Consider the following 21,291-nt stretch of genomic DNA (forward strand, 5'->3'; position numbering starts at 1 on the left):
CCTAGATCGGCGAAACAACAGCTGACCGGAGTGCAGGTGGGCAGCACGATCAAGCCACCGCAGCACGGGCTTTCGGCCCTGCCGCCTGGCGTCGATCAGCGGAGGCGATGCGGCGATGCGGGTGCCGCGGCCATGTCAGCTACGTCACACGGAGGTGATCCGTGCATTGCGAACATTAAGCCCTTAGTTAATAAAAGGGAACTTTTTCCACTAAAAACTTTGAGCGCTAGACCAACGCAACCACCTGAGCCGGAGCTCCGGCGCAGAGCGAAGCGCGCGACCACTTTGCTGTCGCGTATGTGAGCTACCACACTTGTGGAAGTGCAGACTATGAGCGGGAACGTTGCATCCACGTTGCATCGGCGCCGAGCCGTCGATCGAGCACCCGAATCTTGGCCTCGATCTGCGCATATAGCGGCGAATCACGGTCGACCGTCGCCCGGTACGCGGCCCAGGCCGCGGCATCGTCGCGCCCTGCCGCACCCGCCGTCCACCGCCGAAGCAGTGCGGCCTCCCCCGAGCTCAACACCGCGGTCCGCAGCCGCACTCGCAGCTCGTCGCGAATGTCGACAATCCCCGGCGCGGTCGAGCGCGGCAGCACCGGTCCGGCATAGAGCCGTAATGCCGCATCGACATCACCGGAGTCGAGCGCGGCGCGCAGCGCCTCCACGTCTGTTGCGATATGGACAAGCAAACGGTAAGGGCGCGAGCCGAATACCGTCGGCCCGACGACGGCGCGCAGCCGCGACACCGCGGCGCGGATGGTGCCGTTGTCCAGATCCGTATCGTCGAGCAACAACGCGAGATGATCGGCGCCGAGCCCCTCCGGATGCTCGGTGAGCAACAGCAGGATCTCGGAATGCCGCTGCGACAACGCAACCCGATCGCCTGCGATGCTCAGCTGTGGCTGCCCGAGGCCGAGCACGTCGAGCCCGAGCCTGCCGGACGCGTCCACGGTCCGCCCGCCTGGCGAGCCGTGCCGACTCGACCGCATCGCGGTCAGCAGCAGATCCATCTCCGCGGCCGCCGCGGCCGCCTTCACCAACGCGAGGATCTCCGGCTGGGCGACCCGCACCCCACCGGCGATCATCAGCACACCGACCAGCCTGCCGTCCGGATCATGTACGGGCGCAGCGGCTCCGGTGATCTGCTGCATCCGATGCAGGAAGTGTTCCGGGCCGTGGATCCAGGCGGGCCTGCCGGTGCGGACCACGAGGCCGACCGCGTTCGTCCCGATGCGACGCTCGCTGAGATCGTCGCCCGCCCGCAGGCCGACCTCGGCCGCGGCGCTCACCTGGTCCTGGTTGCCCTGCACCGAGAGCACGCGACCGAACTGATCGGCGACCACGACGATCAAACCCGTTCCGGCCGTGTCCTGTACGAGAAGCTTGTCGATCAGCGGCATCAGCGCGGCGGTCGGATGTGCCTCGCGGTAACGATGCAGATCGGCGCCACGCAGGCCGCGCCCGTCCAGCGGCTCCATCGGGTCGACGCCGCCGCGCACACTGCGCAGCCAGGATTCGAGCACAGCCGGGCGCAACAATCCGGCAAGCTGAGTAAGCTGATCGCCACCCGCGCCGAGGTGGCCGTGGGCCTGCGCGGCATAGGATTCGAGCGCGCCGAGTTGCGTTCCCGGCTCGACGCCGTGCTGTGGGGGCCGCCCACCTGAAATGTTGCTGACCATTTGCCTTTCTTTCCGCCCCAAACTGTACCGGCGCGTATCTCGCGACAAGGGTGGATGTTCGGGTTTGTCCGCCAGGTCACACCGTATTTGCACGACACACAAATGTGACCTAAATGTCTTTCACTTTCATCGGACGGGAAAGCCCGCCGCGTTTTCCGCAATCATCACCGTGGTCGCTTGCGGGCCTCGGCTCAACGCCACCGGAACGACGGAAAGATCGACCACCGACAAACCGCTGACTCCGTGCACTCGACACAACTCGTCCACCACCGCGCGGTCGTCGTGCGCGGGCCCCATCCGACAGGTTCCGGATAAATGTTGCGAGGTTGCCAGATTCGCGTGCAGCCAGTCGTCGGCCGCGCGCGGCTGCCCCGGTATCGGGTCGGTGCATGCCGTCGCGCCCATCTCCCGGATGATCCCTGCCGCCGTCGCCACCGCCGCGCGCAGCCGCGTCCGATCGTGCTCGGCGGCGAGATACCGGCACTCGATCGCGGGCGGCACCGCGGGGTCGGCCGAGCGTAGGCGCAGCACGCCTGCGGACTCCGGTCGCATCAATGCCACACCGAGTCGCCACTGACCCGGGGTGAAAGGGACCGTATATGGCCGAATTTCGATGTCGTCGATGGTCAGCACGTATTCCAGGGGAACGGTGGCGTGCTCGGGCACCGATAATCGGTATTCGAGGCCGATTTCCGGATGATCGGTGCACCAGCCACCGACCGGTGCGGGATGCACTATCGGAATATCGAGCGCCCGAAGATGTTCAGCGGGACCGATTCCGGAACGCTGCAGTATCGCGGCGGATTCGATCGCGCCCGCGCTCACCACGATCCGGTCGGCCGAGAGGGTTTCCACCCTGCCGTCACGGAGCACCTCGACACCGACGGCATCGGTGCCGCGAAAAAGGATGCGCACTACCGATACCGAACCGTGCACGGCGAGATTCGGCCGTGCCGAGACCGGGAGCAGGTAACAGTCCGCCGTGCTCACTCGGCTGCCTGCCTCGGTATTGCACGGCACCAGACCGAGACCGTTGCCGGTGGCGTCGGGTGCATTCATATCGGCGATCGCTGGAAAGCCAACGGCCGCACAGGCGGCGGCGAACCCGGTGCTCACGGGAGTCGGATTTGCGGTGCGGCGCACCGGAATAGGACCGGACTGCCCATGCCACGGCTGTACACCGAAATCGTGATCATTCTCCGAGCGGCGATACGCGGGCAGCACCGCATCCGGCGACCACCACGACGATCCCACCACACCTGCCCACGCCGCGAAATCCGCGGCGGTGGCCCGCACGAAATAGCTACCGTTCACGGCACTCGAGCCACCGAACACCTTGCCGCGCACGATATTTCCCATACCGCCACGGTCGGTGAGGCGAACCGGATAGTGCCACAACCACGACGCGTCCGCCGCCAATGGCAGGCGGGTGGCATCGCGCAATGCCGCCGGAATCGCCCCCGGCGCGGTCCACAGCGGACCGGCTTCCAGCAACCGCACGGTGTGGTTCGGATCTTCGCTCAGCCGCGCCGCGAGCACACAGCCCGCGGTGCCACCGCCGACGATGAGCGTGTCGGTCATCCGAACCTCGATCGGTCAGTGTGACGGCGCAGTGGGTTTCAGCGATTCGACGCTGCGCGCACGGAAGGCACCGAGCCACAGGCCGGTGCCGTAGGCGATGTCGTCGAGCCGCTTGTACGCCACGTAACGCACCGGATCCAGGCCACCCGCGTCACGATGGGTGAACCAGTCCGCGAGCCCGTCCGCGACGGCCATGGTGATCGCGATGCGCCGAATTCGCTTGGAGGCCACCATCGCCAGCAACGTCACGGGCCAGTAGTGCCTGCACATCGCCGACGCCAACCGCCACAGACCGGCGAAGAATCCGCGGGCCAGATAGATCGCGGCGATCCGCGTCGGATTGTCCAGCTCCGCGAAGACCCGCCGTAGTCGGACCAGCGCGGTGGCCAAGGTGATCAGCCCGCCGAACAGTCCCCACTTCGACAGGGTGGCGAACAGGAACGCGGCGAGCATGGTCCACGAGGGCAGCGACAGCGGCGAGACCATGCCGGGGTGACGGGCACCGAGCGGCGCTGCGCCGGTGCCGTAGAACAGCTTTCGGCCGAACCAGGCGCGGAACGACACCCGGTGATCGTGCGCGACATGGGCGGCAGGCTCGTAGCGCAGGCGCCAGCCTGCCTGCTCGAGCCGCCAGCACAAATCGACGTCCTCGGCGACCTGCATCGATTCGTCGAACCCGTCCAGTTCGAGCAGCGCGCGGCGGCGCACGAGCAGCGCGGCGCTCGGCACGTAGGACACCAGCCCGTGCGACTGCACGGCGGCCTCACGCCTGCCCAGATCCAACGAGGAGCGCGTGTGCTCGTAGCGGGCGAGTGCATTGGACTCCGGGTCGAGCGCGACGATCCTCGGGGCAACGAGCGCCACCTCCGGGTCGCTGAAATGTCCGAGCATCACCTCGAGCCAGCCGCTGCGCGGCACCACGTCCGAATCCAGGAACGCGACGAAGTCTGTTGTCGCAGCCTTCAATCCGGCGTTGCGCGCGGCGGCAGGCCCTTGCTTCTCGTCCTGGCGCAGCACGGTCACCCGGCAGCGGGTGCCGCGGTCGCGCGGGATCTGCACCGGCTGATCAGAGCCGTCGTCGACCACGATGACGTTGTGCCCGCGCAGCGCGGCGAGCAACCTGGCGAGCCCGTCGGCGTTGTTGTGCAACGGCACGATGACCGTCACGTCATCGGGCGACGGAAGCAGGCGGGGACGCGGATTGGCTACTCCGGAGTCGAGCAGCCGTCTGGCAACGGTCGCGGATTTCGGACCGGTCACCTCGAGGTACCCGTCGCCGATCATCTCGGCGGCCTCCGGGGCAAGTCGCAGCAACCGTGCGGGGGAACCGCCGATCAGCACTCGCCCTCCGGAGTATGCGCGTACCCGTGGATCAATCCGCACCCCGAATCCGTCGGGCAGGCGATCATGGCGCATTCCTGGCATGCTAGGCGGAGATTCGCGCATTAGCATCATCGGTCCGGTTAAAAGGACAGAATTCCGCACGAATCCGTCCCGCCGAGTGATGTGACACTCGTTGCAGTGCACGATGACGCGCGACCGCGCGGCCGAATTCAGCATCCGGCAACGCGGCGGCAATCGGCCGGTCGCAACCGGAGGACCACCGCCGCGCGGCAGGCAGCAGACGACTGGCTATCGCCATGGCATCACGCGAACGGACTCTCATCACAGGCCCGCGCAGGCGGACGTTCAGGTGGAAAAACGCTCGGGCGCGTCACGGACAGGGTCAGCGGCACCGGAGCGGGCTTGCGCGCGGCCGCCCGCGGCGTTGCCCGCCGGGAGTGATCGACCGAGGAGCGCGGGATCATCCGTGCGGTGTCGGCCAGCGCCGCCTCGCCGTACCCCTGGACGCACTCGGGATCAGGACCGTCGGCAGGCAGACCCGTGAAGAACTTCGCCGCCATGCAGCCACCGCGGCACGCGTCGTAGTGACTGCACGACGCGCACGCGCCGCCGCCGCTCGGCGCCCGCAGCTCGGCGAACAGCTCCGACTCCTGCCACACGGTGCGAAAACCACCGTCCGCCACCACGTTTCCGGCATGGAACCGGTCGTGAATGGCGAACGGGCAGGCGTACACATCGCCGAGCGGATCGACAAGACAGACCACCCGGCCCGCGCCGCACATGTTCAAACCGGGCAGCGCCTGACCGAACGCGGACAGGTGGAAGAACGAGTCGCCGGTGAGCACGCCCTCGCCGTTGCGCAGCAGCCAGTCGTAGAGCACTCGCTGCTGCTCGTGGGTCGGATGCAGGTCGTCCCACACGTCCGCACCACGACCGGAGGGCCGCAGTCTGGTCAATCGCAAGGTGGCGCCGTACCTTTCGGCGATGGCGCGGAACTCGTCGAGCTGGCCGATGTTGTGCCTGGTCGCCACAACGGACACCTTCGCGTCCTTGAACCCTGCCGCCGCAAGGTTTTCCAGCGCGCGGATGGCCATGTCGTAGGAACCGGGACCACGCACCGCGTCGTTCACCGCGGCGTCGGCGCCGTCCAGTGAAATCTGGACGTCGACATAGTCGCTGGCGACCAGCCGGGCGGCGACCTCGGGGGTGATCCGAACTCCGTTGGTGGAGAACTTCACTCCGACGTGGTGCGCCGTCGCATAGTCGACCAGCTCCCAGAAGTCCGGGCGCACTGTGGGTTCGCCGCCGCCGATGTTCACGTAGAACACCTGCATGCGCTCGAACTCGTCGATCAACGCCTTGCACTGCTCGGTGCTCAGCTCCCGCGGGTCACGCCTACCGGACGAGGACAGGCAGTGCACACAGGACAGATTGCAGGCGTAGGTCAACTCCCAGGTCAGGCAAATCGGTGCGGCGAGACCGGTTTCGAACCGATCGACCAGTCGGACCGCCGCGTCGGACGGCGGGACCACCCCCGCCGTCGACGGCGCCGGAGCCGCGCTCGATCGCGCGGGCTCGGCGGCGGGCGCCGACGGGGCATCGGTCGGCGCACCGACGATCATGTCTGAATCGACCAGCTGTGTCAGCGCTTTCACATAGAGCGCGGAATTTTCGTCGGAAACGCCCGCCGCCCGCAGTGCGGTGCGCGCGGACGGGTGCGCGGGCAGCGACCGCACGATCTCGACGATCCGCGGGCTCTTCAGGAAGGAGAGCTTGCGGGTGCCGAAGTGGTAAAGCAGCGCGCCGAACGGTTCGGGCCGCAGCGCCACCCGGGGATGGAGTTGCCATCGGGTATCGAGATCGAGCATGGTCTGTCCCGCCTTGTCAGTAGACGCCGCACATGCCGTCGATGGACACCTCTTCGATGAGGGTCTCCTCGACCAGCGGTGCGGATTCCTGTGTCGTCTCGACCGTGCCGACGGTTCCCGAGTTGTCGGTGTCGGTGTGTGCGGTGGCTCCGTATTCCGGCATGTGTACCTCCGAGCGAGCGGTCCGTGGCCGCGGCCACCCGATGTAGCCGCGATCACACGATAACGTCATTCGCTGACAAAATGGAACATGTTCCACTAAGCGGGACGGTCGCAGGCCGATCTTGCTGGTCGCCACCGTCGCGCCCACTTCTCTGCACGGCGAACCGGCCGACGGCGACGCCCTCTAGACTTCGGATGGAAAGTTGCTGAACAGACGTGACGGGCGACACGCGCCCGCGGTGGTAGAGGTGGCATGGGAGTCGGACGGATGCAGACGAGCGGGGGCGGCAATACTCTGTCGGAGTCCGAGATCGTCGAGGCGGCTTTGCGGGTGGTCCGCGAAGACGGTGTGGAGAAGTTGTCGATGCGGCGACTGTCCCGCGAACTCGGCGTCTCGCCGATGGCGCCGTACTACTACGTCGCCGACAAGCGCGAGTTACTCGACCTGGTCGCCACCGCCGCGCTGACCGGAGTACGCACGCCACCACCGGAATCCGGCCCGTGGCAGCACCGGCTGCGCGATCTGATCGATCAGATCGACGACAAGTTGCGCAAGCATCCCGGCCTCGGCGACGTGCTGATCGAGCAGATGCTCGGCAAACAGCTGGATCTGATCGCGGCCATCATGGAGATCCTGTTCGAGGCCGGGTTCACCGAGCGCAACGTGCTCGCCGCGTACGCGACGATCCACACCTACCTGTTCGGCCGCAGCCGGGTGAACCCGCGCGATCGCGCGCCGCTGTCGGATGTGGCACTGCCCGACGCCGTCGAACGCGCCACCAAGTACATGGCGGACCTGCGCGGAAAGTACGCATACGACTTCGGCATGGAGGTGTTGGTCGCAGGCCTCGAGGCCCAGCTTGTCCGGCAGCCGAAGTCCGACGTACGATGAAACTGAAACACGTTCTAGTTTTGGCGGAACCCGGTTGCCCCGTGGCACGGGCCGCCTGCGCCGGGTTCGAGAGGACGACATGACCACAGTCGAGGTGCCGCATGGCTCGCGTTCGGTCGTGCTGCGGGTAGCCGCGGTCATCACCGAGACGATCGATACCTGCTCGCTGGTCTTCGACATTCCCGACGAGCTGCACGATCGCTTCCGCTACCAGCCGGGCCAGTTCCTCACGCTGCGGATCCCGAGCGAGCTGACCGGCTCGGTGGCCAGGTGCTATTCGCTGGCCAGCTCGCCGTACACCGACGATCGGCCGAAGGTCACCATCAAGCGGACGGTCGGCGGCTACGGCTCGAACTGGGTGTGCGACAACGTGAAAGCGGGCGACTCGCTCGAAGTACTGCCGCCCTCAGGTGTTTTCACGCCGAAGGATCTCGACGCCGACCTGCTGCTGTTCGGCGCGGGCAGCGGCATCACGCCGGTGATGTCGATCCTCAAGTCGGCGCTCGCCCGCGGCAACGGCCGAGTCGTGCTGGTGTACGCCAATCGCGACCACGAATCGGTGATCTTCGCGGCCGAGCTGCGTGAGTTGGCGGACAAGCATCCGCAGCGGTTGACCGTCATTCACTGGCTCGAGTATTTGCAGGGCTTGCCGACCGCGGACGCGTTGGCCACCCTGGTCACCCCGTACCAGGAGTTCGAGGCGTTCATGTGTGGGCCGAAGCCGTTCATGGATCGGGTGCACGACGCGCTCGGCCAGCTCGGTGTGCCACGCGCGCGGACCCATGCCGAGGTGTTCAATTCCCTTGCAGGAGACCCGTTCGCGGATCAGGCGCCGGTCGAGGTTTCCGACGAGGAAGCGGCCGATGCGGCCACCGTCGAGGTGGAACTCGACGGCGAGGTGCACGAGCTGAGCTGGCCGCGCAAGCAGACCCTGGTGGACATCATGCTGGCCAAGGGTCTCGACGTGCCGTACTCCTGTCAGGAGGGCGAATGCGGGTCGTGCGCCTGCACGGTGCTCGAGGGCAAGGTCGAGATGGACAACGCCGAGATCCTCGACCCGGAGGACATCGAGAACGGCTACATCCTCGGCTGCCAGGCACATCCGGTGACCGACCACCTGAAAATCCAGTTCTGAAGCGGTGTCTCGGCCAGGAACGAACTTCCTGGACGGGGCCCTAGCGCGCCCGGTAGTCGGCGCGAACCACGGCGTCCAAGTGCTCGGTGGCATAGCTCAGCGCGGTACGGCCGAGCTGGGCCGCGTGCTTGTCGAGGAAGCCGATCAGCAGGCGCTGATCGATCCGCTTCCCGACCTCGCGCAGCATCCAACCCAGCGCCTTCTGGATGAGGTCGCGGTGGTCGTCGAGCAGCCGCTCGGACAATGCGAAAGTCGTTGTGGCGTCGCCGTTCTTGATGAACGCGAAGGTGGAGAGCAAAGCAACCCTGCGCTCCCACAGCGAATCGGCGGCAGCGAGCTCGAACAACAGGTCGCGGGGTTTGTCGGCCAGCCATGGGCCGACGATGTTCTCGGCCGAGGCGTCGACCAGGTCCCAGTTGTTCACCCTGCCGCGGCGCACGGCGGCCAGATAGAGATCCACCATGGCGGCGCGCGCCTCGTCGTCGAAGGTGCGTGGCTTGGAGGCCGCGGCGAACTTGGCGTTGAGGATGATCAGCCCCGCGAACCGATCCTCGTGCACGGCGCTGTCGAGCAGCGCGTCGATCTCGGTGAGCGGCAGTGCCGCAAAGCGTTTCGCGATGCCGCGGGTCATCGGGACGCGCACACCGAGGAAGACATCGCCCTCGCCGTACTCCCCCGGCCCGGTTTTGAAGAACCGCTGCAGATGGATCGCGTCCTTGGCGTCGGCGACCGCAACCAGGGCGGCCTGCACGTCGGCGGCGGTCTGCGCGAGTTCGTTCATCGAACGGCTCCTTAGCGATTCAGCCTTGGGCTCCGAGGATTCGGCCTGATTCGAAGGTGGCGGCGCTGGCAGGCAACGAGCCAGGCCGTCCGCTGTTGCGCACCAGCACTTCCCCGTTGCCGGGGTTGGGCCTGCCGAGCGCGTCCATGCGCCGGATGGTTTGTGCGGCAACGGCTTGCGCGCTGTCGAAGAGACGGACACCGTCGGGCAGGGCCGCGACGATGGAGTCGATCACCAGGGGGTAGTGCGTACAACCGAGGACAACGCCCTCGACGTCGTCCGGGGTCTGCTCGACCGCGCGGGCGATCGATTCGCGGGCGCCGACCAGGTCGCCCCGATCAATCGCATCGGCCAGGCCGTGACAGGCCACGCCGACCACGTCCGCGTCGCCGCCGAACTTGGCGATCAGATCCGCCTGATACCGGCTTGCCGTCGTCGCCGCGGTGGCCCACACCGCCACCGACCGGCAGACGGCCGCTGCGGGTTTGATCGCGGGCACGGTGCCGACCACCGGTACGTCCGGCCCCACCTCGGCGCGCACGTGCTCCAGCGCGGTGACGCTCGCGGTATTACAGGGAATCACGATGACTTCCGCGCCGAGATCGATCGATATCCGCGCCGTCTGCACCACCCGTTCGATCGTCCACTGCTCCGGCTTCGGCCCCCATGGCGCGCCATCCGGGTCCAGTTGCAGCAGCAAATCCACGTCTGGACGCAGCTTGCGCAGCCAGGCGGATGTGGGTAGCAATCCGAGACCCGAATCGATGAGCGCGACGATCACATCGACAACCGTATTACAGCGCTCCGACGCGATTTGCGCGGTAGCGCCCGGACCGGCCGTCGGGCACCGCGCGGCCCGGAGCTCGGGGTCGGTGACTCAGCTCGGGGTGAGTAGTTCCGCGACCGGCGCGCCAGCGGCGATCTTCGCCCTGGTCTTCATGACCTGAGCCGTGGTGCCTGCGCCGACGACGCCGGTCAGCGTGCCGTCCTGGGAGTAGTAGGCGAGGAATTTACGGCCGTCGTCGGTGACCAGATGGACGTCGTCGGTCGCGGCGGGAGTGCCGAGGGCCTGGATCTTGACGTCGTACTGGTCGCTCCAGAAGTAGGGGACGCGGGCAACGGTCGGTGCGGCCGCGCCGAGCAGGGCGCAGGCAGTGAGCCGCGCCTGTTCGCCCGCGTTGGTCCAGTGTTCGACCCGCTTGCGGTGGCCGGTCTGGTGCAGCCAGGCGGCGACATCGCCCACGGCCCAGACTCGGTCGGCCGAGGTGCGGCCCACCTCGTCGGCCAGCACGCCGCCGCCTGCCGCCGGGTCGGCGAGGGCAATGCCGGAGTCGGCGAGCCATTCGGTCACCGGACGCGATCCGACGCCGATCACCACCAGGTCGGCGGCCACCTCGGCGCCGTCGGACAGGCGCGCACCGCGGACCCGGTCGCCGTCGGCGAGGAGCGTGTCCAGGCCGGTGCCGCAGCGCAGATCGACGCCTTCGGCCATGTGCATCCTGGCAACGAGCGCGCCGATCTCCGCGCCGAGCACCGAGGCGAGCGGCGTCGGCTGGGGTTCGACCAGGATCACCTCGACGCCGCGGGTGCGGAAGCTGGCCGCGAGCTCGCAGCCGATGAAGCCTGCACCGACCACGAGTGCGGTTGCGGCATCGGCCAATTCGGCGCGCAGCGCGGTGGCGTCGGTGTGGCCGCGCAGCACGTGCACGCCGCGCAGTTCCGGCAGGCCCGGCAGGCGGCGCGGGCGCAAGCCGGTCGCGATGATCAGCTGGTCGTAGTCGAGCGTGCTGCCGTCCGCGAGCTTCAGCTGCCGCGCCGCGGTGTCGACGCCGACCGCCTCGGTGCCGAGCCGCAGGTCGATCTGCTTCTCCGCGAAGAACTCCGGCGGCCGCAGCGTGGTGTCGTCGGTTTCGCCGCGGACGAATTGCTTGGACAGCGGCGGCCGGTCGTAGGGCGGCCTGGACTCGTCGCCCAGCAGGATCAGCGGACCCGCATAGCCTGCGCGGCGCAGTTCCTCGGCGGTACGCAGGCCGGCGAGCCCGGCGCCGACGATCACGATCGGTCCGGGGTCTGTTGGTGAAGGCGACACAGAGCTCACCCTAACGTTTGCTTGGTTCGGTGCCGGAGTGAGGCCGGTCACGCGGCGATCGCTGTGCAATCGTAGCCATACCGATATTGATCGGGCGGTCAATCAGGTCTATACCGAGAGGCAGGACATATTCCTGAGCCCAAGGAGGCACATCATGTTCACCGAAAGTCGCGCACAAGATTTACTGGCCGTCGTGCTCGGCGTCTTCGCCGCGCTGTCACCGCTGTGGGTGGAAACCACCGACAAGGCGCAGTGGTCACTGATCGTGCTCGGCGTCCTCATCGCGCTCACCGGTCTCGCCCAGATGTACCGGCCTGCCATGGGCGCGACCGCCGACTATGCGATGGGTCTGTTCGGTCTGCTGCTCTTCATTTCCCCGTGGGCCATGGACTTCACCGAATACCGGGGCGCATCCTGGACCGCATGGGTAGTCGGGGTAGTGACGGCGGTAGTCGCGGTAGCGGCGCTGCCGACGGTGTCGGGACGTCTGCACAACATGGCGCCGCACCACTGATGCAGATGCCGAAACCCGGCCGGCAACGGCCGGGAAAGGAACCGAGGGCCGGGCGTCGCCGTAGCGCGAAAGTGGACGGCGACGCCCGCCAGCTCATTCTCGACTCCGCCGAAAAGCTCTTCGCGGCACAGGGATTCGACGCCACCGCGACGGCGGCCATCGCAGGCGCCGCCGGTGTGCCGAAAGGTCTTGTCTTCTATTACTTTCCGACCAAGGACTCGATACTGTCGGCGCTGATGGCCGAGCGGGTGCCCGCGCAGCCGATCGAGGACATCGGCACCGTCGTCGCGCCCGGCGATCCCGCCGCCAGCCTCGTCGCGCTCGACGCCGCGCTCAACCTGCGCGATCACCATTCCTCCGTGCTACGCGTCATCATGTGGCGCGAGGCCGACACCCATCCCGACGTGCGCCGCCAACTACGCCGTCTGCGTGACCAATTGCTCGACGTCACCGCGCGGGTGTTGCAGGCGAGCGCGCCGAACCCGGTCCGTCCCGGCACCCTGAGCGCCTGCGCCGCCGCCTGGGTTTCCGCGATGTTCGCGATCGCGAGCACCGATCGGCTGCACGCCCTCGACGGCGTGCCCATCCCCACCGCGGAGGAACTCCTCAACGTCGCCCAGGTGGTCGCCGCCGGGATGACGCAGCTCGGCTAGCGGCCTTCCCCAGTTATCCACAGGGTGCGTGTTGTGCACACTCGCTGACGCGGGGCTGTTGTCGCGCTCAGCAGGCAGGCACGCTCGGGACATGGACGCACCGCACCTGATCTCCCGGCGCCAGGCGCTCGCCTCGGGAATGTCCGACCGGGAACTGCAGCGCCGCTGCGAATCCGGGCAATGGCGCCGGATTCGTCCCGGGCGCTATCTCGATGCGCCGGAACCGGACCCCACACCCGAAGGGCGACATATTCTGCTCGCCGTCGCGACGTGCGACGCGATGTCCGTTGAACCCGTCCTGAGCCACTGCTCCGCGCTGGTATTCCACGGAATACCCACTTGGACCATCCCTTTGGACCGAGTGCATCTGACCCAGGGTCGAATAAACGGTGGGCGAATCCAGAAACAACTCGTCGTCCACGCAGCACATCTGGAACCGGACGAGATCACCATCGTCAACGACCTCCGAGTCACCACCCCACCCAGGACTGTTTTAGACATCGCACGCTCCATGGATTTCGAGCAGGCGGTCGTCATCGGTGACAACGCACTGCGCATGGGGCTCACGACCACCAACGAACTGCGGGCACACCTGGAGCGCGCACGCCAGCGCCGGGGAGCCCGAAAAGCCGCGCACGCCATTGCATTCCTGGACGGCCGTAGCGAAAGCATCGGCGAGTCCCTGAGCCGAATAGCGATCCAACGAGGTGGGTTACCCGCACCCGAATTGCAGGCGCGAGTCTTCACCGATGAGGAAGCATGCGTCGGCCGAGTCGACTTCCTCTTCGCAGAACTCGGTGTGATCGGCGAGTTCGACGAAGCGGTCGAGTATCGGAGCGAATTGCGCGGCGCACACCTGCCCGAACAGGTTGTCATCGCGGAGAAGAACCGCGAAGACCAGCTCCGCTCTCTCGGCTGGATGGTGGTGCGCTGGACCTGGACCGACCTGAACGATCCCACCCGCCTGGCCAGAAAGGTCCACGCCGCCGCGGCAATCGCCGCCCGCACCCGCCGCTCGGGAAGCTGGATCCCTAGTCCGAAGCCGTAAACATCGACCGCCCGGGCGTTTTCACCAGTGACTGTTAGACCGTGGATCGGCTGGAGTCGAATGGTTGCCGAGGCGCGTTGACGGGAGTCGAATGGCTGGTGAGCCTCATTGACGGTAGTCAAAGGTTGGTGAGGCTCGTTGACGGTAGTCAAATGGTTGGTGAGCCTCGTTGAGGGGAGAGAAATGGTTGTTGGCCCATCGACGGGAGTGAAATGGTTGATCAACTTCATCGACGGGAGTCATATGGTGGCAGTACGCACCGAGACGCCCACCATTTGACTACCGTCGATTTCTTTCAAGATCTTTGAACCGGACCACAGCCAAGCAACCCGGTCTGGGACAAGAGAACCCGCACCTGACAGCGGAGGTCAGCCGGGTACGGCACACGACGCCACCACGCTATCCAGTGCAAACCCCGAGACCGTCCCGCTCGCCAGGAAACCGTCGAACCCGCGGATAAACCCACCACCCCAAACGCAACACGCCCTACGAAACCCGCACCAACCCCCAAAGCCGCGCCCGCCCGAAGCCGCGCCCGCCCGAGACCGCGCCCGCCCGAAGCCGCGCCCGCCCGAGACCGCGCCCGCCCGAAGCCGCGCCCGCCCGAAGCCGCGCCCGCCCGAAGCCGCGCCCGCCCGAGGCCGCGGCCCACGGGGCGGGTTGGGCTGTGGCCGTGCCGCTTTGGGCTCGGCGAAGGCAAAGGCTTCCTCGGCTCCACGGTCTCCTGTGAATTCGGCAGCCAAGGGTTTGCACCGGATAGCGTGGTGGCGTCGCCTGCCGTACCCGGCTGACCTCCGCAGTCAGTCACGGGTTCTCTCGTTCCAGCCGGGTCACTTGGCTGTGCTCCCGTTTCGAGAACTTCAAGATCGAAGACAGAGATTCAAGATCAAAAACTCTCAGCCGCACACTTTTTGAGTTACCGCACACGATTTTGCTAGCCAAATCGTGTGCGGGAAGACAGCAGGTGTGCGGCTGCGGGGGTTTCAAGATCGAAGACTCGGATCCGCACCCCTTCTGGGGATTCGCACTCGTTCTGGGCTGCTAGAAGGGGTGCGGACGCACGGAAGGGGTGCGGATTTCGATGCTAGGGCGCCACTCGCCGTATTTGCCGGTCTCAAGAGTGCCCGTGATCCCGGTATGTGGGATCACCGGGGTGGTTTCGCGCCGAGGGGGTACTGGTGCAGGTGGCTTCTCGGGCGATGCCTACACCAGTTCCCCGTGATCAACCGACCAACTCCAGAACGGGCCGGGAGCGAGTGATCGGGGCGAAAGTTGGCTCGGCTGTGTCCTGTTCGATGAGGGCGGGTTGGGTGAGGGGACATGGTGGAGGCGTTTGCGGCGTGTCGCCTCTGTCATGTCCCACTCGCGGCGTGGTTTGAGGGTTAGGGGGTTTCGGCGGTGAGGAAGGTGGTGACGTCGGTGGCGAAGTTGGGGTGTTTGGCTACGCCGGTGTGGGTGGTGCGGGGGTAGATGGTGAGGCGGGAGTCGGGGATGCCGTCGGCGGTGTGGCGGAAGTTGTCGATGCTGTAAGCCGCGTCGCGTTCGCCGCCGAGAATGAGGGTGGGCGTGGTGATTTCGTGGAGGCGAGAATCCAGGTCGAAGGCGTCTTCGGCGCGGATGAAGGCATACGTGTCGGCGGGGTTCTTCGGGCGAGCCAGCGGATCGAACAGCCACATGGCGACGCCGAGGACGCGGGCGAGCGCTCGGGAGGAGACGGCGATCGGGGCCATCAGGTGCAGAGCGCGACGGCCTGCGAAAACCGCTTCGCCGTAGCGGAGTTGGATTTCCTTTGCGAGCGGATCCAGGCGGTAGCCGGAGGAGGCGACGACCAAGCGGCGCACGACCTTCGGGTGGTCGGCGGCGAGTTGCAGGGCGATCGAGCCGCCCGAGGAAATGCCGAGCACGTCTACCGGCTCGCCGAACTCGTCCTGCAATGCCGCTGCATGCTGGGTGGCGATGTCGGTCATCGTGATGCCCTCGGACAGGCCGGGCGCCCGGTTGACCGCGTACACGCGGAAATGCTTGGCCAGCGGGGCGAGCATCTTGATCTCGGCGTCGCGCATCCAGCCGCTGGGATTCGCGTGGTCGGGGGTGAACCAGCGCAGGAAGACCAGCGGTCGCCCGGAACCCATCGCCAGGTACGGCATCCCATGCTTCAAGGCACCCTCGGTGATATTCAGCTCGGCGGCGAGGGATGACTTACTCATGGTTCCTCCGGATCGACTGATCGTTGTCTGCCATTGTCGACGCTAACGGACGGTGTCGACCAGCCGTGACAACCTTTTCCCAGGTGTGGAAATGTGCTCCGACCAGGCTGGCCGGGTCCGCCGCCGGAACCTGTTGCGGCGCAAACGACTAGTGTGATGATCATGCGAATCGCGGCGCTCGCTGCTTTGATCCTGGCGCTGAGCGCCTGCTCCCAGTCCACCCCAGGCAAGCCACAGTCGAGCTCGGACCGACCCCCGGAGACCTCGACCGCGGCGACACCCTCGAAGCCGCCGAGCCGGGACAGCCAGCTCAAGGAACGGATCGCCTGGGTCCAGGCCGGCACCCAAGCGGACCTGGGCGGATACCACTCCGCCAGCACCGGCACCGGACCCGCCACCGATCTCAAAAGCGATATCGCCTTCGTCAGCCCGTCCGGGAAGATCAGCTGCATCACCGGCACCGGATACCAGATCGATGGCATCAACTGTGTCGTCAAACTGAAGAACCCGGTCCCCAAGCCGGCCGAGGGCATCGGCAACTGGGACGGCGGCTACGTGCACTACACGGGCTCCGCCCTCACCGTCGGCCAATTCCGTGGCGACCCAGGCCTTTTCATCTACGGCGACGGCCAGACGCTGCCCTACGACAGCGCGCTGACCTTCGGCAAATACTCCTGCCGCATCGCCACCAACGGCCTCACCTGTGTCAACCCAACCACCAAGAGCGGTGTGCAACTGAGCGACGACGGCATCGTCCCCTTCGGCTGCCTGCACGAGATCCCGGACGCTCGCCGCGAGCAGTACGACGGCCAAGTCTTCAAGTGCTGACCGCGGCAGCGACGAACCCGGGTCGCCCATCGCAATCGGCCGAGAACCACCACCGACAGGTCTAGGGTTGCCTTATGCGCGGCACAGCATTGGTCGTCCTCGCTGCGGCACTCACCCTGGCCGCATGCACCGACTCCTCGCCAGGACCGTCGCCCACAGCCAGCTCGGTGGTGGGCACGCCTGCCGCCGAGCCGACCTCGAACCGACCCGCGGCGCCCCCGGCCCCCAATGCCGAAGCTGCCTGCACCGCAGCCGATCTCGACATAGCACTCGGCAGGCAGGGCGGAGCCGCAGGCAGCATCTACGTTCCCGTCGTGTTCACCAACACCGGCAAGACCCCGTGCACGCTCGCCGGTTACCCCGACATCTCTCTCGCCGCGGGCACACCCCCAACGCCCCTCGGCCCCGCCGCCGACCACAAGACCGACAGCACCGCCCCGGCCTCGGTCACCCTGGCCCCGACCGAAGCCGCCCACGCCACCCTCCGCTACGCCCAAGCAGGCAACTTCGACTGCGAACGCACCCCGGCCCAATACCTCCTGGTCTCCCCGCCGGCGCAGCCCGCACGCCCCCTCCCCTTCAGCGTCGACGCCTGCACCAAGCCTGCCCACCAACTCCTGCACGTCGACCCCATCAAACCCGGCAAGCAGGACTGACGCCGACAAGCACTCGGAAGATCACCCCTCGACGTAGACCGCATCCTCGGTCTCGCCCGCGGCCAAAAGCTCGCCCACCTCACGAGGGTGGACAAGCCCGACCCGACAACGCCGACCGGCGCCGCTCCCTGTAGGAGCGGCGCCGACGGATCAGCGACCGGCAACCTTGGCGATGATCTCCTTCGACACGTTGGCCGGAACCTCCGCGTACGAGTTGAACACCATGGAGTAGTTCGCCCGGCCCTGGGTCTTCGACCGCAGATCACCGATATAGCCGAACATCTCCGAGAGCGGAACCAGCGCCTTGACGACACGGGCACCACTGCGTTCCTCCATGGCCTGAATCTGGCCACGGCGGGAGTTCAGGTCGCCGATCACATCACCCATGTAGTCCTCGGGCGTGATGACCTCCACCGCCATCAGCGGCTCGAGAATCACCGGACCGGCCTTACGCACCGCCTCTCGTACGGCTTGGGCACCTGCCGTGCGGAAGGCCAGTTCCGACGAATCCTGTTCGTGCGCAGCACCATCGAGCAGGATCACCCGCACGTTCACCAGCGGGTACCCGGCAAGCACGCCGGACTGCATGGCATCCTGCGCACCGGCGTCGACCGCGGGGATGTACTCCTTCGGCACCCGGCCACCGGTCACCCGGTTGTCGAAGGCGTAGATCTCCCCGTCGGACCCGAGGAACGGTTCAACGGCGACAACCACTTTGGCGAACTGCCCGTTCCCACCGCGCTGCTTGCGGTGGGTGTGTTCGAGCTTGTCGACCTTCTTGGTGATCGTCTCGCGGTAGGCCACCTGTGGCTTGCCGATGTTCGCCTCGACCCGGAATTCCCGTTTCATGCGGTCGAGCAGGACATCGAGGTGCAACTCGCCCATGCCGCCGATGACGGTCTGACCGGTCTCCTGATCCAGCGCCACCGAGAAGGTCGGATCCTCCCTGGCCAGCTTCTGGATCGCGAGGCTCAGCTTCTCCTGGTCGGACTTGGTCTTCGGCTCGATGGCGACCTCGATGACCGGGTCGGGGAACGTCATCGACTCGAGCACGATCTGGTGCTGCGGATCGCACAGGGTGTCGCCGGTGCTGACGTCCTTCAACCCGACCACGGCATAGATATGGCCCGCCATGGCTTCGCCGACCGGAATCTCCTTGTCGGAGTGCATCTGGAACAGCCTGCCTAAACGCTCCTTTCGACCTCGTCCTGGATTGCTGACGACCGTGCCCGGCTCGGCACGGCCCGAATACACCCGGATGTAGGCGAGTTCGCCGAAGAACGGGTGCGTGGCAATCTTGAACACCAACGCCGCGAAAGGCGCACTGCTGCTGGCACTTCGGTGGATCACCTGCGTCTCGTCCTGCGGCGGGCAACCATCCGTGCCGCCGCCGTCCAGCGGCGAAGGCAGATAGTCGACCACGGCGTCGAGCATCGGCTGCACGCCGGTGTTCTTGAACGCCGAACCGCACAACACCGGGTACACAACGGATTTCACCGTCATTGCCCGAATAGCCGCCTTGATCTCCGCGACCGTGAAGGCGACGCCACCGACGAACTTCTCCAGCAGCGCCTCGTCCGACTCCGCGACGATCTCGACCAGCTCGGCCCGGTACCGCTCGGCCAGCGCACGCAGCTCGGCCGGAATCGCGACAACGTCGTAGTGCTTACCGAGATCCGTTGCACCACACCAGATCTTGGCGTTCATCTCGACCAGGTCGACGACACCCTCGAAGGTGCCCTCGGCCCCGATCGGCAGCTGCACGACCAGCGGCGTCGCGCCGAGACGGTCCCTGATGGTCTGCACGGTGCAGAAGAAGTCCGCACCGAGCTTGTCCATCTTGTTCACGAAACAGATCCGTGGCACGTCGTACCTGTCGGCCTGACGCCACACCTGTTCGGACTGCGGCTCGACGCCCTCCTTGGCATCGAAGACCGCGACCGCACCGTCGAGCACCCGCAGCGAACGCTCCACCTCCGCGGTGAAGTCGACATGCCCTGGCGTGTCGATGATGTTGACCTGGAAGCCATTCCAGAAACAGGTCGTCGCCGCCGAGGCGATGGTGATCCCGTGTTCCTGCTCCTGCACGGTCCGATCCATCACGGCGGTCCCGTCATGCACCTCACCGAGCTTGTAGGTGACACCGGTGTAGAACAGAATCCGCTCGGTGGTGGTTGTCTTGCCCGCATCGATATGCGCCATGATCCCGATATTCCGAACCATGCCGAGATCGGCGGTGATTGCACGCGTCATGGGAATCCCCCACTCCATCAACTGGTTTCGTCAAAGAAACGACACCCGCCTGGTTGATGCGTTCCGGCGACGGCACGAGTATCGGGAGCTGACGCGGCGCGGGCAGCGCGCCACTGAACGCTCTACCGACTGCTACCGCGAATGCGGACGTGCTGTAACCATGCCCCCATGTGTACCCGCCCCCTGATCGACTGTCGACCGAATATCCCCTGAAATGCCGAACGGCGCCGCCCCTTTCGGGGCGACGCCGTTCAGTGCAGCGATTCAGTGAATCACTTGACGATCTTCGTGACGCGACCGGCGCCGACGGTGCGGCCACCCTCGCGGATCGCGAAGCGCAGACCCTCGTCCATGGCGACCGGCTGGATCAGCTTGACGGACATCTCGGTGTTGTCACCGGGCATGACCATCTCGGTGCCCTCGGGCAGGGTCACAACGCCCGTCACGTCAGTCGTACGGAAGTAGAACTGCGGACGGTAGTTGTTGAAGAACGGCGTGTGGCGGCCACCCTCGTCCTTGGACAGGATGTAGGCCTGGCCCTCGAACTCGGTGTGCGGGGTGGTGGTGCCCGGCTTCACGACAACCTGGCCACGCTCGACATCTTCACGCTTGATACCACGAACCAGCAGACCGACGTTGTCGCCGGCCTGGCCCTGGTCGAGCAGCTTGCGGAACATCTCGATGCCCGTGATGGTGGTCTTGGTGACCTTCTCACGGATGCCGACGATCTCGACTTCCTCGTTCACGTTGATGATGCCGCGCTCGACGCGACCGGTGACGACGGTGCCACGACCGGTGATCGTGAACACGTCCTCGACCGGCATCAGGAACGGCTTCTCGGTCTCACGAACCGGGGTCGGGATCGACTCGTCGACGGCGTTCATCAGCTCGACGATGGACTCGGTCCACTTCGGGTCGCCCTCGAGCGCCTTCAGACCGGAGACGCGCACGACCGGCGCTTCCTCGTCGAACTCCTGGGCCGCGAGCAGCTCACGGACCTCCATCTCGACGAGCTCGAGGATTTCCTCGTCGTCGACCATGTCCGACTTGTTCAGCGCGACCAGGATGTAGGGCACACCGACCTGACGGGCGAGCAGCACGTGCTCGCGGGTCTGCGGCATCGGGCCGTCGGTCGCGGCGACCACGAGGATGGCACCGTCCATCTGCGCCGCACCGGTGATCATGTTCTTGATGTAGTCAGCGTGACCCGGGGCGTCGACGTGCGCGTAGTGGCGCTTGTCGGTCTGGTACTCGACGTGGGAGATGTTGATCGTGATACCACGAGCCTTCTCCTCCGGCGCCTTGTCGATCTGGTCGAACGCGAACGCCGCGTTCAGATCCGGGTACTTGTCAGCCAGCACCTTGGTGATCGCTGCAGTCAGCGTGGTCTTGCCGTGGTCGACGTGACCGATGGTGCCGATGTTGACGTGCGGCTTCGTCCGCTCGAACTTCGCCTTCGCCACTGTGGTGTCCTCCTGGACTTGTTGGTGCGTGCAGTTGCAGCAGTGCGGTTATTTCTGGGGTCGTACTGACTCCCGGCTGGCGGGGCAAGTGCCTGCAACGCGTCCCGGAAGTGGGACTTGCAGCAAGTGTGGC

At 66.4% G+C, this 21,291-nt stretch carries 18 protein-coding genes; 7 read left to right on the forward strand and 11 right to left on the reverse strand.

The features are described from left to right. Nucleotides 1-328: 328 nt before the first annotated feature. The 5 genes from ACGFNJ_RS00180 to mftA form a co-directional block, all read right to left on the reverse strand. Nucleotides 329-1,684, reverse strand: coding sequence for a GAF domain-containing protein (locus ACGFNJ_RS00180; RefSeq protein ID WP_393441719.1), 1,356 nt, complete (start codon nucleotides 1,682-1,684; stop codon nucleotides 329-331). A 126-nt stretch (nucleotides 1,685-1,810) separates the two neighbouring features. Further along, nucleotides 1,811-3,265, reverse strand: a complete 1,455-nt coding sequence (mftG, locus tag ACGFNJ_RS00185) for a mycofactocin system GMC family oxidoreductase MftG (RefSeq protein WP_393441721.1) — start codon at nucleotides 3,263-3,265, stop codon at nucleotides 1,811-1,813. A 15-nt stretch (nucleotides 3,266-3,280) separates the two neighbouring features. Next, nucleotides 3,281-4,681, reverse strand: a complete 1,401-nt coding sequence (gene mftF / locus ACGFNJ_RS00190) for a mycofactocin biosynthesis glycosyltransferase MftF (protein ID WP_069163962.1) — start codon at nucleotides 4,679-4,681, stop codon at nucleotides 3,281-3,283. A 230-nt stretch (nucleotides 4,682-4,911) separates the two neighbouring features. Continuing rightward, nucleotides 4,912-6,477, reverse strand: coding sequence for a mycofactocin radical SAM maturase (gene mftC / locus ACGFNJ_RS00195; protein WP_393441724.1), 1,566 nt, complete (start codon nucleotides 6,475-6,477; stop codon nucleotides 4,912-4,914). Nucleotides 6,478-6,493: 16 nt separating this feature from the next. Continuing rightward, the gene (gene mftA, locus ACGFNJ_RS00200) at nucleotides 6,494-6,640 is read right to left on the reverse strand and encodes a mycofactocin precursor MftA (RefSeq protein WP_069163919.1); all 147 of its coding nucleotides are present in this window, start codon (nucleotides 6,638-6,640) and stop codon (nucleotides 6,494-6,496) included. Nucleotides 6,641-6,907: 267 nt separating this feature from the next. On the opposite strand from mftA, the gene mftR2 reads away from it, so the two are divergent. Continuing rightward, the gene (gene mftR2 / locus ACGFNJ_RS00205; RefSeq protein WP_084654947.1) at nucleotides 6,908-7,531 is read left to right on the forward strand and encodes a mycofactocin system transcriptional regulator MftR2; all 624 of its coding nucleotides are present in this window, start codon (nucleotides 6,908-6,910) and stop codon (nucleotides 7,529-7,531) included. A 79-nt stretch (nucleotides 7,532-7,610) separates the two neighbouring features. After that, nucleotides 7,611-8,666, forward strand: a complete 1,056-nt coding sequence (locus tag ACGFNJ_RS00210) for a 2Fe-2S iron-sulfur cluster-binding protein (protein ID WP_393441727.1) — start codon at nucleotides 7,611-7,613, stop codon at nucleotides 8,664-8,666. 40 nt (nucleotides 8,667-8,706) lie between these two features. On the opposite strand, the gene ACGFNJ_RS00215 is transcribed toward ACGFNJ_RS00210, so the two are convergent. From ACGFNJ_RS00215 to ACGFNJ_RS00225, 3 genes are all read right to left on the reverse strand, one after another. Further along, complete coding sequence (locus ACGFNJ_RS00215; RefSeq protein ID WP_393441730.1) at nucleotides 8,707-9,447, reverse strand: DNA alkylation repair protein; 741 nt, start codon at nucleotides 9,445-9,447, stop codon at nucleotides 8,707-8,709. A 19-nt stretch (nucleotides 9,448-9,466) separates the two neighbouring features. Next, nucleotides 9,467-10,228: a glutamate racemase gene (locus ACGFNJ_RS00220; RefSeq protein WP_393441733.1), complete on the reverse strand. Its 762-nt coding sequence runs from the start codon at nucleotides 10,226-10,228 to the stop codon at nucleotides 9,467-9,469. Nucleotides 10,229-10,324: 96 nt separating this feature from the next. Then, nucleotides 10,325-11,545, reverse strand: a complete 1,221-nt coding sequence (locus ACGFNJ_RS00225; RefSeq protein WP_393441735.1) for an NAD(P)/FAD-dependent oxidoreductase — start codon at nucleotides 11,543-11,545, stop codon at nucleotides 10,325-10,327. Between the two features lie 145 nt (nucleotides 11,546-11,690). Here ACGFNJ_RS00225 and ACGFNJ_RS00230 point away from each other — a divergent pair, with 145 nt between their 5' ends. From ACGFNJ_RS00230 to ACGFNJ_RS00240, 3 genes are all read left to right on the forward strand, one after another. Continuing rightward, a complete protein-coding gene (locus ACGFNJ_RS00230; protein WP_393441737.1) occupies nucleotides 11,691-12,050 on the forward strand; it encodes an SPW repeat protein in 360 nt (119 codons plus the stop codon). Between the two features lie 5 nt (nucleotides 12,051-12,055). Beyond that, nucleotides 12,056-12,703, forward strand: coding sequence for a TetR/AcrR family transcriptional regulator (locus ACGFNJ_RS00235; RefSeq protein WP_393441739.1), 648 nt, complete (start codon nucleotides 12,056-12,058; stop codon nucleotides 12,701-12,703). Nucleotides 12,704-12,794: 91 nt separating this feature from the next. Then, nucleotides 12,795-13,751: a type IV toxin-antitoxin system AbiEi family antitoxin domain-containing protein gene (locus ACGFNJ_RS00240; RefSeq protein ID WP_393441741.1), complete on the forward strand. Its 957-nt coding sequence runs from the start codon at nucleotides 12,795-12,797 to the stop codon at nucleotides 13,749-13,751. 1,382 nt (nucleotides 13,752-15,133) lie between these two features. Here the strand turns inward: ACGFNJ_RS00240 and ACGFNJ_RS00245 are convergent. Further along, nucleotides 15,134-15,958: an alpha/beta fold hydrolase gene (locus ACGFNJ_RS00245; RefSeq protein WP_393441743.1), complete on the reverse strand. Its 825-nt coding sequence runs from the start codon at nucleotides 15,956-15,958 to the stop codon at nucleotides 15,134-15,136. Nucleotides 15,959-16,120: 162 nt separating this feature from the next. Between ACGFNJ_RS00245 and ACGFNJ_RS00250 the strand changes: the two genes are divergently transcribed. Both ACGFNJ_RS00250 and ACGFNJ_RS00255 read left to right on the forward strand, forming a co-directional pair. After that, nucleotides 16,121-16,786, forward strand: coding sequence for a hypothetical protein (locus ACGFNJ_RS00250; protein ID WP_393441745.1), 666 nt, complete (start codon nucleotides 16,121-16,123; stop codon nucleotides 16,784-16,786). A 74-nt stretch (nucleotides 16,787-16,860) separates the two neighbouring features. After that, complete coding sequence (locus tag ACGFNJ_RS00255; RefSeq protein WP_393441747.1) at nucleotides 16,861-17,442, forward strand: DUF4232 domain-containing protein; 582 nt, start codon at nucleotides 16,861-16,863, stop codon at nucleotides 17,440-17,442. A 150-nt stretch (nucleotides 17,443-17,592) separates the two neighbouring features. Here ACGFNJ_RS00255 and fusA read toward each other — a convergent pair whose 3' ends face one another. After that, complete coding sequence (gene fusA, locus ACGFNJ_RS00260) at nucleotides 17,593-19,695, reverse strand: elongation factor G (protein WP_393441749.1); 2,103 nt, start codon at nucleotides 19,693-19,695, stop codon at nucleotides 17,593-17,595. Between the two features lie 272 nt (nucleotides 19,696-19,967). Next, nucleotides 19,968-21,158 carry an elongation factor Tu gene (gene tuf / locus ACGFNJ_RS00265; RefSeq protein ID WP_393441751.1) on the reverse strand — a complete coding sequence of 397 codons (1,191 nt, stop codon included), beginning with the start codon at nucleotides 21,156-21,158 and terminating at the stop codon, nucleotides 19,968-19,970. Nucleotides 21,159-21,291 lie beyond the last annotated feature (133 nt).

It is taken from the genome of Nocardia sp. NPDC049149 (assembly GCF_043197455.1).
Lineage (GTDB): Bacteria > Actinomycetota > Actinomycetes > Mycobacteriales > Mycobacteriaceae > Nocardia.

Bases quoted from the DNA above. Each gene is read 5' to 3' on its own strand.
- mftF (WP_069163962.1), bottom strand. From the start codon at position 4,681: ATGCGCCATGATCGCCTGCCCGACGGATTCGGGGTGCGGATTGATCCA.
- ACGFNJ_RS00230 (WP_393441737.1), top strand. From the start codon at position 11,691: ATGTTCACCGAAAGTCGCGCACAAGATTTACTGGCCGTCGTGCTCGGC.
- mftG (WP_393441721.1), bottom strand. From the start codon at position 3,265: ATGACCGACACGCTCATCGTCGGCGGTGGCACCGCGGGCTGTGTGCTC.
- mftR2 (WP_084654947.1), top strand. From the start codon at position 6,908: ATGCAGACGAGCGGGGGCGGCAATACTCTGTCGGAGTCCGAGATCGTC.
- mftC (WP_393441724.1), bottom strand. From the start codon at position 6,477: ATGCTCGATCTCGATACCCGATGGCAACTCCATCCCCGGGTGGCGCTG.
- mftA (WP_069163919.1), bottom strand. From the start codon at position 6,640: ATGCCGGAATACGGAGCCACCGCACACACCGACACCGACAACTCGGGA.
- ACGFNJ_RS00250 (WP_393441745.1), top strand. From the start codon at position 16,121: ATGCGAATCGCGGCGCTCGCTGCTTTGATCCTGGCGCTGAGCGCCTGC.
- ACGFNJ_RS00235 (WP_393441739.1), top strand. From the start codon at position 12,056: ATGCCGAAACCCGGCCGGCAACGGCCGGGAAAGGAACCGAGGGCCGGG.
- fusA (WP_393441749.1), bottom strand. From the start codon at position 19,695: ATGACGCGTGCAATCACCGCCGATCTCGGCATGGTTCGGAATATCGGG.
- ACGFNJ_RS00210 (WP_393441727.1), top strand. From the start codon at position 7,611: ATGACCACAGTCGAGGTGCCGCATGGCTCGCGTTCGGTCGTGCTGCGG.
- ACGFNJ_RS00245 (WP_393441743.1), bottom strand. From the start codon at position 15,958: ATGAGTAAGTCATCCCTCGCCGCCGAGCTGAATATCACCGAGGGTGCC.
- ACGFNJ_RS00240 (WP_393441741.1), top strand. From the start codon at position 12,795: ATGGACGCACCGCACCTGATCTCCCGGCGCCAGGCGCTCGCCTCGGGA.
- ACGFNJ_RS00180 (WP_393441719.1), bottom strand. From the start codon at position 1,684: ATGGTCAGCAACATTTCAGGTGGGCGGCCCCCACAGCACGGCGTCGAG.
- ACGFNJ_RS00255 (WP_393441747.1), top strand. From the start codon at position 16,861: ATGCGCGGCACAGCATTGGTCGTCCTCGCTGCGGCACTCACCCTGGCC.
- ACGFNJ_RS00215 (WP_393441730.1), bottom strand. From the start codon at position 9,447: ATGAACGAACTCGCGCAGACCGCCGCCGACGTGCAGGCCGCCCTGGTT.